The organism is Neobacillus terrisolis (assembly GCF_051233475.1).
GTDB lineage: Bacteria > Bacillota > Bacilli > Bacillales > Cytobacillaceae > Bacillus_BU.
In genome coordinates this window covers 1-15,837 of sequence record NZ_JBKFGH010000023.1, presented here as the reverse complement: position 1 = coordinate 15,837, position 15,837 = coordinate 1, and the positions used below count along the sequence as shown (strand labels likewise).

Annotated in this window: 13 protein-coding genes and 1 other RNA gene; 12 read left to right on the top strand and 2 right to left on the bottom strand. The window is 39.2% G+C overall.

All coding sequences use genetic code 11. The features are described from left to right. Positions 1-585 precede the first annotated feature (585 nt). On the bottom strand, positions 586-1,278 hold the full coding sequence (locus tag ACI48O_RS15100; RefSeq protein ID WP_435562657.1) for a Crp/Fnr family transcriptional regulator: 693 nt from the start codon (positions 1,276-1,278) through the stop codon (positions 586-588). Positions 1,279-1,476: 198 nt separating this feature from the next. Between ACI48O_RS15100 and ACI48O_RS15095 the strand changes: the two genes are divergently transcribed. The 10 genes from ACI48O_RS15095 (at position 1,477) to ACI48O_RS15050 (ending at position 10,830) form a co-directional block, all read left to right on the top strand. Next, positions 1,477-3,753 (top strand): DEAD/DEAH box helicase, encoded by a 2,277-nt coding sequence (locus tag ACI48O_RS15095; protein ID WP_435562656.1) that lies wholly within the window; start codon positions 1,477-1,479, stop codon positions 3,751-3,753. 11 nt (positions 3,754-3,764) lie between these two features. Further along, positions 3,765-5,018 carry a ribonuclease H-like domain-containing protein gene (locus ACI48O_RS15090; RefSeq protein WP_435562655.1) on the top strand — a complete coding sequence of 418 codons (1,254 nt, stop codon included), beginning with the start codon at positions 3,765-3,767 and terminating at the stop codon, positions 5,016-5,018. Positions 5,019-5,121: 103 nt separating this feature from the next. Next, positions 5,122-5,268: a hypothetical protein gene (locus ACI48O_RS15085; protein ID WP_435562654.1), complete on the top strand. Its 147-nt coding sequence runs from the start codon at positions 5,122-5,124 to the stop codon at positions 5,266-5,268. A gap of 197 nt (positions 5,269-5,465) precedes the next feature. After that, the gene (locus tag ACI48O_RS15080; RefSeq protein ID WP_435562659.1) at positions 5,466-5,726 is read left to right on the top strand and encodes a CotD family spore coat protein; all 261 of its coding nucleotides are present in this window, start codon (positions 5,466-5,468) and stop codon (positions 5,724-5,726) included. Positions 5,727-5,861: 135 nt separating this feature from the next. Continuing rightward, on the top strand, positions 5,862-6,416 hold the full coding sequence (locus ACI48O_RS15075; RefSeq protein ID WP_435562653.1) for an SLOG family protein: 555 nt from the start codon (positions 5,862-5,864) through the stop codon (positions 6,414-6,416). A 79-nt stretch (positions 6,417-6,495) separates the two neighbouring features. Continuing rightward, the gene (gene gpsB, locus ACI48O_RS15070) at positions 6,496-6,798 is read left to right on the top strand and encodes a cell division regulator GpsB (RefSeq protein ID WP_435562658.1); all 303 of its coding nucleotides are present in this window, start codon (positions 6,496-6,498) and stop codon (positions 6,796-6,798) included. 87 nt (positions 6,799-6,885) lie between these two features. Then, positions 6,886-7,281, top strand: an RNA gene (rnpB, locus tag ACI48O_RS15065) — RNase P RNA component class B. Between the two features lie 124 nt (positions 7,282-7,405). Then, a complete protein-coding gene (locus tag ACI48O_RS15060; RefSeq protein WP_435562652.1) occupies positions 7,406-8,545 on the top strand; it encodes a THUMP domain-containing class I SAM-dependent RNA methyltransferase in 1,140 nt (379 codons plus the stop codon). A gap of 66 nt (positions 8,546-8,611) precedes the next feature. Continuing rightward, positions 8,612-8,782 (top strand): hypothetical protein, encoded by a 171-nt coding sequence (locus tag ACI48O_RS15055; protein WP_435562651.1) that lies wholly within the window; start codon positions 8,612-8,614, stop codon positions 8,780-8,782. 137 nt (positions 8,783-8,919) lie between these two features. Further along, a complete protein-coding gene (locus ACI48O_RS15050) occupies positions 8,920-10,830 on the top strand; it encodes an ATP-dependent DNA helicase (protein WP_435562650.1) in 1,911 nt (636 codons plus the stop codon). 226 nt (positions 10,831-11,056) lie between these two features. On the opposite strand, the gene ACI48O_RS15045 is transcribed toward ACI48O_RS15050, so the two are convergent. After that, positions 11,057-11,287, bottom strand: coding sequence for a DUF2249 domain-containing protein (locus ACI48O_RS15045; RefSeq protein ID WP_435562649.1), 231 nt, complete (start codon positions 11,285-11,287; stop codon positions 11,057-11,059). Positions 11,288-11,538: 251 nt separating this feature from the next. Between ACI48O_RS15045 and ACI48O_RS15040 the strand changes: the two genes are divergently transcribed. After that, positions 11,539-13,887, top strand: coding sequence for a nitric-oxide reductase large subunit (locus tag ACI48O_RS15040; protein WP_435562648.1), 2,349 nt, complete (start codon positions 11,539-11,541; stop codon positions 13,885-13,887). 414 nt (positions 13,888-14,301) lie between these two features. Then, positions 14,302-15,807: a carboxypeptidase M32 gene (locus ACI48O_RS15035; RefSeq protein ID WP_435562647.1), complete on the top strand. Its 1,506-nt coding sequence runs from the start codon at positions 14,302-14,304 to the stop codon at positions 15,805-15,807. Positions 15,808-15,837: the final 30 nt, after the last annotated feature.

The window sequence follows — 15,837 nt, the reverse complement described above, 5'->3', positions numbered from 1 at the left end:
CAATGGAACCTAAAAAAGATGACTCCTGTACAGTACAGGAATCATCTTTTACAGGTAGCCTAGGCCTTTTTTAAAATGTCCTTTACAAAGGGTACACTTTACCTCTCTGCGGTTGTTTTTTTATGCTTGTTTGGGGCGGGGGAGGATGGGAGATGGGGGGTGTCTCATTTAGAGGAATAGATGAGCATATCGGGGAATACGTGGGCATATAATTGAAACTTGTCCGATAAAATTTCGAAGTTGTCCGATATATTTTTAAAGTTGTACCATATATTTTCAAAGTTGTACCATATATTTTTTGAAATAGACCATATCCACATTTAAACGGGCATAACGGCCTTCATGAGAGCAAATATTTTTTGAAAAAAGCGTAAAATCCTTAAAATACGTGAAGTTTTTGAAAAAACAGCTGGTTTTTTCTCTTAAAATGAACATTTTTATAAGAAAACCACTGAGATTATCAAAAAAATCGTATTTTTTTTAAAAAAATCCCATCAAATTTAGAAAAATAGGCTAACTCCAAAGGGATTTGCTTACGACCATTCCAAATCCACACTAAAAAAAGAGGCGCCATTTCGCCCCTTTCTAAAATATCTCATCTAACAATACTTCAGGATCTAAAATCATATCTCCGGCTTCATTCACTTCAATCAAAGCCTCTTTTTTCATTTTTGTCAGTGTGCGGCTGACGGTTTCTCTCGTTGTTCCAATCATGTTCGCTAAATCTTTATTGGTAAAATCAGATTTAAGTAAAACCCTGCCATCCTCGAGCTCAGATCCGTGTTTTTCTGATAATCTGATCAGCAGTTTGATTATTTGCTCATACGTATTATTCAAAATTTGTTCTTCTAGGCGATCCTGTAGATCGATAATTTTTTCCCCAAGCACGTTAAAAACTTTAATGCATAAATGAGGATTGTCGATCAGTACTTTTTCAAATTGATCAATGGGAACAACGACAAGCTTGGCGTTTTCGATGACTTCTGCAAAAGCAGGATACTCACCTTTTCTGAAAAAGCCAACATGTGGAAACATTTCGCCTGCTTTAGCAATCGCCACAATTTGTTCTCTGCCATTTGAATCACTCTTATAAATTTTAACCTTGCCCTCGTTAATAAAGTAAACATTGGTGATGGGATCACCTTGTAAAAAAACATGACTGCTTTTCTTTAGGTCTCGGGCAATAGCGATCTCAACAATTTTACATATCTCTTGATCATCTAAATCGCGAAATAACGAAAATTGGGATAGTACCTTTTTTATCTGTTCTTTTTTCATGATAGCACCTCGGAAATATCGCCTTTACTTCTTTTTATTTTAACAAATAAATACGGTAAGTCACTATTTATCGGCAAAATTCAAACAAAACAATACAGGGGCAAGGAAATATGGATGTTATTGGGAGGGATAAATTTTAACTGTTCTCTTTTTTTGCGAACGTTTATTCGATAAAATAGAAGAATCGAGGTGAGTACGTTGAAAGTGAGAAAAAATTTACAGGATATCCTATCCTTACTTAAAGAAAAAGAAGAAATAAAACAGAGCATTGAATACTGGCACACCATTGAAGCCAAGGAAGCACATACGGTTCCTTTTCCGGCTGACCTTCACGTAAAATTGGCAAAAGCGCTTGAACAACGTGGAGTCAACCAATTATATACCCATCAAGCATCGGCCTATGAAGCAGTAAGCAATGACAACAGTATTGTTGCGGTAACACCAACTGCTTCGGGAAAAACACTTTGTTATAATCTGCCTGTATTACAAACGTTATTGAATCAACCAGGTGCCAGAGCACTTTACATGTTTCCAACGAAAGCCCTTGCGCAGGACCAAAAGAGTGAGTTGAATGAATTAATCCAAGATGGGGAGTTGGATTTGAATTGTTATACTTATGACGGAGATACATCGGCTAATATTAGGCAAAAGGTGCGCCGGGCCGGTCATATCGTCATCACCAATCCCGATATGCTGCATTCTGCCATTCTTCCTCATCATACAAAATGGGTATCGTTATTTGAAAATTTAAAATTTGTAGTTATCGATGAGCTTCATATTTATCGGGGCGTATTTGGCAGTCATGTAGCAAATGTGATCCGCCGTTTGCGAAGAATCTGTCAATATTATGGGAGCGACCCCGTTTTTATTTGTACCTCGGCAACAATTGCGAACCCGCTTGAATTGGCAGAGCGATTGACTGAAAAAGAAATGACCTTAATTGATAATAACGGGGCTCCGAGCGGCCGTAAGCATTTTCTCTTTTACAATCCTCCTGTTATTAATAAGCAGCTCAATATCCGCAGGAGCGCGACGCTGGACGCGAGAAAGCTTGCCGGGGAGCTATTAAAAAATAAAATCCAGACAATTGTCTTTGCTAGGAGCAGGGTAAGAGTTGAAATTCTGCTAACCTATTTAAAGGAATTAGTTAAATATCAGCTCGGACCAAAATCAATTCGCGGATATCGAGGCGGATATTTGCCGACGGAGCGGCGAGAAATTGAAAAAGGACTTCGCTCCGGTGAAATATACGGGGTTGTCAGCACCAATGCCCTTGAGCTAGGCGTTGATATTGGACAACTGCAGGTATGCATAATGACCGGATACCCGGGTTCAATTGCCAGTGCCTGGCAGCAAGCAGGCAGGGCAGGAAGACGTCACGATGAGTCATTGGTTATCCTTGTGGCAAGCTCAAGTCCTCTTGACCAATATGTGATTCAAAACCCGGATTATTTCTTTGAAAAAAGTCCGGAAACAGCGCGAATTAACCCAGATAATTTAATTATTTTAATTGACCACATGAAATGTGCAGCATACGAGCTCCCCTTTAAACAAGGAGAGGCATTTGGCTCGGTTGAGACCGAGGAACTGCTCGAATATTTAACAGAGGAGCGGGTGTTGTTTCAAAACGGTGATAAATGGTATTGGATGAACGATTCTTTTCCCGCACATAACATCAGCTTACGGTCAGCATCACAGGAAAACGTCGTTATCATCGATCAAACCGAATCGGGCAAGACCAAGGTCATTGGAGAAATGGACCGTTTTTCAGCGATGACCCTGCTGCATGAGGAAGCGATTTATCTGCACCAAGGAATTCAATTTCAGGTAGAAATGCTCGATTGGGATGAAAAAAAGGCTTTTGTCCGAGAAGTAGACGTCGATTATTTTACCGATGCCAATTTAGCCGTGTCCTTAAAGGTGTTGGAAGTAGATAAAGAACGTTCTGGTGTAGCTTGGCAATTAGGCTATGGTGATGTGAGCGTTAATGCTATGGCAACCCTTTTTAAAAAAATAAAATTTGAAACTCATGAAAATATCGGCTCAGGCCCTATTCATCTGCCTGAAGAGGAATTGCATACGAGCGCGGCCTGGATCTCGTTACAAAAGGAACTGACTCATTTAAGTGAAGAACGATTAGAGCAGGGACTTATCGGTACAGCACACTCCCTTAAATCGATTGTGCCGCTATTTGTCATGTGTGATCCACAGGATATTCATGTAGTCCCGCAAGTGAAGGCGGCCCATAATGAAAAACCAACGATCTTTTTCTATGATCGTTATCCGGGTGGAATTGGTTTAAGTGAAAAAGTTTTTTCTGGAATCGAGTTTGTACTAACGGAAACGAAAAAGATGGTCGAGCGTTGCCAATGTGAGCATGGTTGTCCATCTTGTGTTGGAACGGATACACAGAGCAACTCAGCTAAGGAGGACGTTCTGAAGATTCTCCAATTATTTTTGCCTGAGGGACGATAGGGGTGGGGAAGATGTCGCTTAAGAATAAATTAAATCGCTTAAAGCCTCATTTAAAAAGTACGGAAAAAGAAAAACCGAGTGCAGCCCCAACTCCGGCATCCACTGCTATACCCTATCTTGAAGAATGGAGCAACTCTCATGTTACGCCGTACTTTTTTGACAATGACTACTGTTTAGTACGGGAGGTAACCTATCCGTTAACTTTTCAACATGGGAAGTATTCCTTTCAACAATTATTTACGGCTGTACAATTATGGAATGAAATGAAAGTCAATCATCCATTATCCGCAGTGGGTCATACACCGGAGGAATTGTTTTTCTTTGATACCGAGACAACAGGGTTAGGAGGAGGAGCGGGAAATACGATTTTCTTACTCGGACATGCCCGGGTTACAAACGACCATGTTACGGTAAAACAGCATATCCTGCCTCATCCTGGAGCGGAGATTCCTTTATACCAAAGCTTTTTAGAAAGTGTCGATTACAAAACCCTCGTAACCTACAATGGGCGTGCCTTTGATTGGCCCCAAGTTAAAACCAGACACACTTTGATTAGGGAGCATGTGCCTAAGCTTCCGGATTTCGGCCATTTTGATTTATTTCATGCAGCGAGAAGAATGTGGAAGCACAAGCTAGAAAAATTAAAGCTGTCGATTGTCGAGAAAGAAGTTCTTGGGGTGACTAGAGAGGACGATATTCCCGGTTTTTTAGCTCCAATGATCTATTTTGATTTTCTCGAAACGAAAAATCCGCACGGCCTCCTTGGGGTGATTAAGCATAATGAAGTGGATATTTTATCGCTCATCACACTGTATATCCATCTTTCTTTTCAGCTTTTACGGCTTGATCAACAGCAAACTTCCACCGAAACATTTGAGGTAGGGAAGTGGTTTGCTGCTCTGGGACATTCCTCTCAGGCGAAGGAGGCATTTACTGATTTGCTAACAGAAGACAATGAGGATGCGTTGAAAGCGATGCATGCCTTAGCCTTTGAGTATAAAAGAAGTAAGGAATGGGAGCAGGCAGTTCAGCTATGGGAAAAGGTTGCAGAAGGCGGAATACCACTTTTACAAATTGAAGCATGCGTGGAGTTGGCAAAAATCTTTGAGCATCGGCTTAAAAGTATAGATAAAGCAATATACTACACAGAAAAAGCTAAACAGGCAAAAAAAAGCGGTGGAAACCAATCAGAGGACCCGTTTTTTCTTGAAATAGAAAAACGGCTATTACGATTAATGAAAAAGCAAAAGGCAAAAATCAGCTAACTTTAGTAGGAATTTTGGACTGATGTACTGTAACAAAATATTCACATTTTTTCGGCAAAAAACGAGTATTTTCTTATTGTATCAATAGGGGTATCGAGGTAAAATGTTAACTTGTATGGATTATTCCATTGAAATTTTAGCTGGAGAGGGTACCGTGTATAAAGCAATTTTAGTCTTATTTTTTGCCGTTGTCTGTTTAACTGCGATTTTGTTCACTGGATTAAAAGATAGTTTTTACAGCATGCTGTAATTTTAAAAAAATAGAAAAAATAGGCGGAAGTATTCGCTTTTCTAACCTTTTAACCATAAGGGATTTCCGCCTATTTAATGTTTTCTTAAAATAAATAGGTATTTTCATTAGTACAAGATACCTTTCTTCGACATAGGCTAGTAATGTAAAGATAGTCTAAAGAGAAGGGAGAATCTTGTATGTATCCTATGCATCCTATGCACTGTAAATGCCCAACATGTATGTTGCCTCCAATTGTTCATCCGACAAAATGCTGTGTGAACCACACTTGTCAGAACTATATCGTTCCACATATTCATCCGTCTCATACCACTAATGTAAACCATGAATTTTATCAACATCAGCATTATTATCCACATACTCAATCCTTTACGAATGAAGTAACTCACCAACATTTCAATGCAGGACCTGGGCCGGTTCCTCGACCTTTCCCAGGGGTTAGACCACCTTGGCGATAATATCGATTTTTTAAAACAAGGGCTTTTTAAGTCCTTGTTTTGTTTCATTATGTGTCCTAAAATGAAATAAATGGGAAAGTAGCTGAATAAATATTACATAGGTTTTGTAATAAGAAAAGTAAAGGAGTTATCTAGTTGGTAAAGGTAGTTGCGGTTTCAGGTTATAAACCCTTTGAGTTAGGCCTATTCCAGCATAATCACCCGGCGGTTGGTTTTATTAAGCTGGCCATTCGGAAGGAATTAGAAGCGCTGTTAGATAATGGTCTAGAGTGGGTAATTATTAGTGGACAACTTGGAACAGAGCTTTGGGCAGCTGAGGTTGTATTTGATTTACAAACAGAATTTCCCTCCCTTCAGTTAGGGGTCATTACTCCATTTTTGGACCAAGAAGAAAGTTGGAATGAACAAAATAAAGAATTATATGAATCGGTAATTGTCCAGGCAGACTATGTTGATAGTATTACTAAAAAAAAGTATGAAGGCCCGTGGCAATTCCGATTAAAAAATCAATTTTTTGTGGAAAAAAGTGATGGGCTCATTCTTTTTTATGATCAAGAAAAAGAAGGCGGTCCAAAATACTTATATGAAACAGCCCAAAAATACAAAGAGAAGCATTCGTATGATCTGCGCTTAATAGGATTTTATGATATGCAAATCTTGGTAGAGGATTTACAACAGGATCAGTATTAATTTACAAAGAAAAATTGACAAAAGCTTATATTTTTGAAAAAATATAATTTGATGATTGGGGATACTTGAGGTGAATGCAATGCTGACAGATAAATTAAAGTTAACAGCCAAGGATATCTTGGAAAAAGAGTTTAAATCGTCTATGCGTGGTTATAAGCAAGAAGATGTAGACAAATTCTTAGATTTAATCATAAAGGATTATGAAGCATTTCATCAGGAAATTGATGAATTACAGCAAGAAATCGTGCGTCTCAAAAAACAACTTGAGGATACTTCCCGTCGTCAAAATCCTCAAGCGGCAGTTGGAACAACTAATTTTGATATTTTAAAGCGCCTCTCAAATTTAGAGAAGCACGTATTCGGAAGTAAGCTTTACGAATAATGAAAAAGTATATCTACCAGATTTTCATGTAAATACCATTGCGAAGATAAGTATTATTACATATAATAAGCAATGTAATCTTTAATAGCGTTCGGGTAATCGCTGCAAAGAGCGTAAGCAATTTGTAGAGGAAAGTCCATGCTCGCACGAGCTGAGATGCTCGTAGTGTTCGTGCCTAGCCAATAAATAAGCTAGGGCAGTCGAGTTCACCTCGGCTGACGGCCGGAAAAATGCCTAAGTCCTTCAAGGATATGGCATGAGTACCTATAAAAGTGCCACAGTGACGTAGCCTCTTCAGAAATGGAGAGGGTGGAACGGGTAAACCCCACGAGCGAGAAACCCAAATAATGGTAGGGGCACTTTCTCTGAGGAATTCAACGAGGAGAAGGACAGATTGTTCTCAATCTGTAGATAGATGATTACCACCGGAGTACGAGACGTTGGTCGCTTGCAGTACAATGGAACAGAACATGGCTTACAGAACGTTATTAAAGGCTTGTATGAGTGTATATGGAAACGTAAGCTCTCCTTGATGGAGAGCTTTTCTTGTTTTTAATTAGAAAATAGATAATAATGATTATGGACAAAACTCAGTAAGGGTGAAAAAATGAAAACATTTGATTTGATTGCCACTTCTGCAATGGGCTTAGAAGCATTAGTAGCGAAAGAAGTTCGTGATTTAGGTTATGAATGTACAGTTGAAAATGGAAGAATCTCCTATAAAGGGGATGGTCTTGCAATTGCCAGAAGTAATCTTTGGCTTAGAACGGCGGACCGAATTAAGATAAAAGTGGGCGAATTCCGTGCCACCAGTTTTGATGAACTTTTTGAGAAAACAAAGGCTCTTGACTGGGAGCAATATTTACCGGAGGACGCCGAATTTCCGGTTACAGGGAAATCAGTTAAATCAAAATTATTTAGTGTTTCGGATTGCCAGGCGATTGTGAAAAAAGCAATCGTGGATCGATTGAAAAGGCACTATAAGCGAACTACATGGTTTGAAGAAAATGGACCGAAATTTAAAATTGAAGTAGCACTTCTAAAGGATATTGCCACAATAACCATTGATGCAAGCGGTGTGGGTTTACATAAGCGTGGATATCGAGCAGATCAAGGAGAGGCTCCGTTAAAAGAAACTCTTGCGGCAGCGCTTGTCATGCTGACCAATTGGACTCCAGATAAGCCCCTTATCGATCCGTTCTGTGGCTCAGGAACTATCCCAATTGAAGCGGCGTTGATTGGGCAAAATATTGCACCTGGTTTCAACCGGGAATTTGTATCAGAAACTTGGCCGCTTATTTCGGGAGAGCTATGGGATCAAGCAAGGAATGAAGCTGAGGATTTAGCTAAATACGATCAGCCGTTAGATATAACGGGTTCAGATATAGACCACCGCATGGTCAAAATGGCTGAGGAAAATGCTTTTGAAGCAGGGCTAGGGGATCTTGTTTCCTTTAAACAAATGAGGGTACAGGATTTGACTGTAAAGCAGGATTATGGTGTGATTATCGGTAATCCTCCGTATGGAGAACGTCTCGGCGAGAAACAAGCAGTAGAGAAAATGTATCGAGAAATGGGCCAAGTCTTTGCTGGATTGGATACATGGTCGATTTACATTTTAACAAGTCATCCCGAATTTGAAAGCTTATTTGGAAAACCAGCTACTAAGAAGCGGAAGCTGTTTAATGGCTTCATCAGAACTGATTTTTATCAGTATTGGGGAAAAAGACCACCGCGCCAAAATTAAGCATAATCATCCCTGAAACGGAATAAAATACAATTATATTGTTTTTTTTGTTGAGGGGGTATGATCATGGATCCGATCCAAATTGATTTTATTAAAATTTCGCGGGCACTGGCTCTATCTTTAGAAACGATGAAACAGTCGGAGAAGGTTCCTCACTTCGCCTTACTCCAACTAGAATCGGCTCAGAAACAGTTGCAAGAGGCATTATACTATAATATGTCACGAGCAATTGGATAGGGTAATTCTCAGTTCGATACTCATAGGTGATAGCTATTACGGAACCACTGCTTCGTATATTCTTGTTAATATGAATTGTACCTGAGGGACTGTTTCCGAAAGGAGCAGCCCCCTATTTGCTTTTTTGGAGGAATTTTATGCAAAGTCGCTTACCGTTTACACTTTCGAAAACAGAATCCTTTTACGACCAATTAAATGACTGGATTGGGGATGTTTTTTACGATTTCCTCCCTGAAGCTGGTTTTGAATTAAGAGACGAACAAATATATATGGCTTTTCAACTTGAAAAAGCGTTTAAAGAAAAAAAAGTGATGTTTGCAGAAGCAGGGGTAGGTACCGGGAAAACGATTGTTTATCTTTTATATGCCTTATGCTATGCAAGATATACAAATAGACCTGCCATAATTGCTTGTGCGGATGAAACATTAATTGAGCAGTTGGTAAAAAAAGAAGGAGATATTGCTAAACTTGAGCAAGCTCTAGGGTTGACAGTTGACGTACGCTTAGCAAAATCTCGTGACCAATATTTATGTTTAAATAAGCTTGAAGCATCCAAGTATTATGATGAAACGGGGACATTTGACAGCATTTATGAAGATCTCCCAACATTCGTTCACAGTGGGGGCTCGATGAAGTCCTTTAGTCCTTATGGAGACAGGAAAAATTACTCCAATTTAACGGATGAGCAGTGGAATTTAATTTCTTGGGATACTCTTCAGGATTGTTTCTCCTGTGACAAACGGCATCGCTGTGGACAAACCTTACACCGTGAATATTATCGAAGCGGTGGTGATTTGATTATCTGTTCCCAAGATTTTTACATGGAACACGTGTGGACAAAGGAGTCCAGAAAACGGGAAGGGCAACTGCCGCTTCTACCAGAAAGCTGCTGTGTTGTGTTTGATGAAGGCCATCTCCTCGAGTATGCCTGCCAAAAGGCATTAACCTATAAATTAACTGATAAAACACTTGCTACACTTCTTGAAAAAATCGCCGGTAATGATATCCGCGAGAAAACCTTATACATAATTGAGGAAGCCATTATGTTAAGCCAGGATTTCTTTAGTTGTTTAACAAACTCCTCAAAGGATACGATTGGGTCGGAAAAGAAGACAATTATAAAATCTAATGAGGTACTAATGACCGGCAATAAGCTTCTGAAAACATTGCAATCATTAGAAGAGGAGCTTGTTTTTGAAAGTGAGTTATTTGTAATTAATGATTATGATTTGAAAATTGTTGAAGAATATTTAGATCAAATGACGTATTCATTATCCTTATTTTTAGGGAAAACAAATGGAATTACTTGGTTTGAAGAAAATCAAGAGGAACGTACACTTGTGATTATGCCGCGTTTGGTCAAAGATATTATGAAAGAGGAAGTGTTTTCGCAATCGAAGCCGTATATCTTTTCGTCGGCTACTCTATCGGAAAATGGTTCATTTGAGTATATTGCGAATAGCCTCGGTATTGATCAATATTTATCGTTTACGGTAAATTCTCCATTTGACTATGAAGAAAAAATGGCCATCTTTATTCCGGAATTTAACCGGTACAATCTTGAGGAAAAATCGGCTTATGCATTGACGAAGCTCTCTAATGCTTCTGGAGGAACCCTCGTCTTATTTTCCAACCAGGCAGAGCTCTATTTCTTTAAGGAATATATAAAAGGAAAATTAGCTTGTCCTGTCTATTTTGAGGGCGACGCTGAAATAAGTACGCTTGTTTCCAAATTCCAAAATGAACAGAATTCCGTTTTGTGTGCTGTTCACTTATGGGAAGGTCTTGATATTCCAGGGAAATCACTGGCTAATGTCATCCTCTTTTCCCTTCCTTTTCCGCCACTTGATCCTGTTTTTGCTGCTAAACGGGAGGAGGCAGAAGATCCATTTTTAGAAGTGGATCTCCCTTACATGTTGCTGAGACTCCGTCAGGGCGTTGGAAGATTAATTAGGACAAGCACTGATGAAGGAAATGTTCATATTTTAATCGAGAACGACCTTGATCAAAGCATCATTTTCAAAATTAAAGGGGTATTACCCGTTTAATAAAACAGCTGTGTTAAAGAACAATGTTTTTGAGCAATCTGTTGATTGGAGCGGAAGGTGTGAGACTCCTGCGGGAGAAGGTGTCAAGGGAGACCCCACAGGCGCTAAGGCGCCGAGGAGGCTCCCGGACTCCCCCGCGGAAAGCGAGCACCTGGAGCGGAAATCAACAGCCCAATTTAACAGAGCCAATAAAAAAGCACAGCGAGCCGCTGTGCTTTTTTTATGCTTAATTCTTAAGAAATGTTATTTGCCAATGCTTTTCGCCGAGCTCTTCTGCATTGTATTCAAAGCCCTTTGCTTTCATGACTGCATATAAAGGAACTGGTTCAAATGGAGCGTGAAGGATAAAGGTATCATTCTGCCCTAAACCTGTAATGGCCTCCATAATCTTTTGGAATGGCTCCTGCTTATTTTGAATATCCTCACGAACGTCCATTTCTACTAATTTTCTTTCCATACAATTCACTCCTCAAATGTTCATTTGATATTAGTATCGTAATCAATTTACATGGGAAAATGAGTGACCAATATCACGGATGGTCTATAAATTTAGAGAGTAAGGTGCTGAATTCACTTCCACTATACGTTTTTTCAGCCTTTATTCAAGTGTGTGAAATATCACACCTGAATGATGAGGCAACTCACAAAGTTGTTACAGCTATGTGTCTAAAATAAAAGACGTAGACAAACAGAAAGGAAGTGTTTGGAATGGCAACCAAAAACGCAAATAAGGCTAGGCCCAAAAATGCACTTTTAAAATCCATTCTTATTACAACATGTATACTTAGTTTCACCGTTTTATTAGTAGGGGGATTCTGGATTTTTAAAGATATGGCTCCCCGTCCATTAGAGGTGACGGATTCAACCGGAGAGGTTATCTTCACAAAAGAATCCATCATGGGCGGACAGGCAGTCTTCCAAAAGTATGGGCTTATGGATTATGGGACGGTATTAGGACATGGATCTTACATGGGACCGGACTATACTGCAGAAGCTTTAGAAGTATATACAAAAGGAATGCAGGATTATCAAGCAAATGACCAATACGGAAAAGATTATCAAGATTTAGATAAAGATGAAAAAGCAATCATTCGTGAAAATGTTATTGAGGAAATGCGTGAAAACCGTTATGACAAGAGCAAGGATTCTCTAGTAATAACAGATGCTCAAGTTTACGGGGTAGAAAAAGTAAGAGAGTATTATCATGAAGTTTTTACAAAAGGGGACGGCTGGGGACTAAAGCCTAACCTAATCCAAGAGAAGCATATGCCGGAAGGTGAACGTTCATGGGTATCGAAGGGTGACCAAATTGAACAAATTTCAGATTTCTTCTTTTGGACAGCTTGGCTATCAAGTACTGAACGGGTCGGAGATGACATTACGTATACAAACAACTGGCCTTACTATGAAGATGCCGGAAACGAAATGTCGTTCTCTGCTATATGGTGGAGCGGAGTCAGTGTAACCGTCTTGATTTTATTTGTTGGTATTATCTTGTTTGTATTCTATCGTTATCACCTTGGGATGCAAGAAGCTTATACGCCAGGAAATTTCCCGCAAATTGACTTGCGAAAGCTTCCTGTTACAAAATCACAATTAAAGTCTGGTAAATATTTTGTCATCGTATCGGTTTTATTCTTTATTCAAGCAATGTTTGGTGCGCTTTTAGCCCACTACTACATTGAACCTGATAGCTTTTTCGGAATGAAATGGGTTTATGATATTTTACCGTTTAATATCGCTAAAGGTTACCACCTTCAGTTAGCCATCTTCTGGATTGCAACTGCTTGGCTCGGAATGGGAATTTTTATTGCCCCTCTTGTTGGCGGGCATGAGCCAAAACGCCAAGGCCTGCTTGTCGATATTTTATTCTGGGCATTAGTTGTATTAGTTAGCGGAAGTATGATTGGACAATGGCTCGGAGCAAACGGTTATTTAGGAAACAACTGGTTCTTATTGGGCCATCAAGGCTGGGAATATTTAGAGCTTGGCCGAATTTGGCAAGTAATCCTCGCAGCAGGGATGATCATCTGGTTGTTCATCGTATACAGAGGGATTAAGAGCGGTTTAAAACGTGAATCTGACAAGGGCGGTTTAATTCATCTATTATTCTATTCAGCTATTGCCGTACCATTCTTCTACCTATTTGCTTTCTTAATTAATCCAGGAACCCATTTCACTTTTGCGGATTACTGGCGCTGGTGGATCATTCACCTTTGGGTAGAGGGAATCTTTGAAGTATTTGCGGTTGTTGTAATTGGATTCCTAATGGTTCAAATGAACCTTGTGACTAAGAGTTCTACCGTTAAAGCATTGTATTTCCAACTAATCTTACTATTAGGCAGTGGTGTAATCGGAATCGGGCACCATTACTATTACAACGGATCGTCAGAAGCTTGGATTGCAATGGGAGCGGTCTTCTCTGCATTAGAAGTTATCCCGTTAACACTATTGATTTTAGAAGCTTATGAGCAATATAAGATGATGCGCGACGGTGGAGTAGATTTCCCGTATAAAGGTACCTTCTGGTTCTTGATTTCTGTTGCGGTTTGGAATCTTGTCGGTGCAGGTGTTCTTGGGTTCTTAATCAATTTACCTGCAGTCAGCTACTTGGAGCATGGACAATTCTTAACTCCTACACATGGACACGGTGCAATGATGGGGGTTTACGGAATGTTTGCTTGTGCGGTCCTTGTCTTCTCGTTAAGAAATATTGTAAAACCTGAAAAATGGCAGGATAAATGGGTTAAACTATCTTGCATTCTATTAAATGTTGGACTTGCAGGGATGATTATCATTTCATTGCTTCCTGTCGGCTTTATGCAGCTTAAAGCGGCATTTGTGAATGGCTACGCTTCATCGCGTGCTGCGTCATTCTTGCAGCAAGAAACAGTTGAAACCTTATTAACAATACGTGCCATTCCAGATACAGTATTCTTAATTGGTGTTGCCATTCTCGTAGTATTTTGCATTAAAGCATTATTTAATCTTCGAAAAGTAACTCACCAAGAAAACGAACCGCTTCCAGTAAAGGATTTGGCGCTTGAAGAAGAGTAAATCCACATGGTCATAGGTTGTTTATTGGTATAGAAAAAGATAGCAATATATTACAGCGAATAGTAGAAAATCCACTTTCTGGTTTGGAAGGTGGATTTTTCTATTGGGTATCTTGTGCGACTTTTGTCACACACAAACCGATAGAAAAACACTATAATTAACATGAAGATGTGACAAATGAAAGGAGTGAGACTTTTTATAAGTCCGCACCCTTATGTTGTTTAGTTATTTTCTCTTCTTTTACTCCATTGACCAAGGATTACCTTGTTTAATGGATGTTTTTAACCTCTCTAATTTTTTGACAACAGTTTTGGCTGTTGTCTTTTTTTGTTCCTTTAATGGGACTTCCTTGTGAATCATTCTTTTAAAGACTGTGATAAAATGGAAGAAATGATTTTAAAAGGAGGAAAGGTGATGACCATATCAGCAGATTTGATTCAAAAAGAATTCCTCGACTATGTTAAAAAAATGAGTGCATTTAACGAGGCATTGGCTTTAATTTTTTGGGATTTGCGAACGGGGGCGCCAAAGCAAGGAGTTGAACAGCGTTCGGAAGTGATTGGCATGCTATCATCGGAAGTATTTCGAATGTCTACATCACCTGAAATGGCAGCCTATATTTTTGAATTATCCAAACAAGATTTGCCGATCGTAACGAAAAAAATATTAGAAGAATGCAAGAAGGAATATGATCGTAATAAAAAAATACCAGCTGAAGAATATAAAGAATACGTTATTTTGCAATCTAAAGCCGAGAGCATCTGGGAATCCGCGAAAGCTAATGCTGACTTCGCAAAATTCCAGCCTTATCTAGAAAAATTGGTTGAAATGACAAAACGATTTATCGGCTATTGGGGATATGAAGGAAATAAGTATAATACGTTATTAGATCTTTATGAACCGGGAATGACGGTTGAAGTTTTGGACCGAGTCTTTGGGGATTTACGAAGAGAAATTATTCCACTGGTAAAATCAATCTCAAATTCCCAGCAGCAGCCTGAAACCAAGTTTTTATTTCATAATTTCCCTAAGGAGCAACAGCGGGAATTTAGCTTAGCAATTTTAAAACAGATGGGGTACAACTTTAATGCAGGCCGTTTGGACGAAACGGTTCATCCGTTTGCTACTGGTTTAAATCCAGGTGACGTCCGTGTCACTACAAAATATGATGAACATGATTTTAGAACGGCGGTTTTTGGCACCATTCATGAAGGGGGGCATGCCCTTTATGAGCAAAACATTTCGCAAGAGCTGATTGGAACTCCATTATGTACCGGAACTTCAATGGGTATTCATGAATCTCAATCGCTTTTTTATGAAAACTTTGTTGGCCGGCATCCATCTTTTTGGGAAAAGAATTATTCATTATTAAAGAACTATTCCTCCGGCCAATTCGAGGATATAAGCCTTGTTGATTTTTATCGTGCGATTAATGAGTCAAAGCCTTCACTCATTAGAATCGAGGCTGATGAACTAACTTATCCACTACATATTATGATTCGGTATGAGATTGAAAAAGGATTGTTTAATGATGAAATACAAGTTAAGGATTTGCCACAGGTTTGGAACAAAAAATATCAAGAGTATTTAGGGGTAGTTCCAAAGCATGATGGAGAGGGAGTTCTTCAGGATGTTCATTGGGCGGGAGGAAGCTTTGGTTATTTCCCTTCCTATGCGTTAGGCTATATGTATGCAGCCCAATTTAAGCACTCGCTACTTAAGGATATTCCCCATTTCGATGAATTATTGGCAACGGGAGAGCTGTTACCTATAAAAAAGTGGTTTACGACGAACGTCCACCGCTTTGGTAAAATGAAAAAGCCGCTGGAAATTATTCACGATGTCACCGGCGAAAGCTTAAATGCCGAATACCTAGTAAAATATTTAAAAGAAAAATACAGCAGTATTTATCAGCTTTAAGATTAATTTTTAAACAAAAGGCTCTGTTCT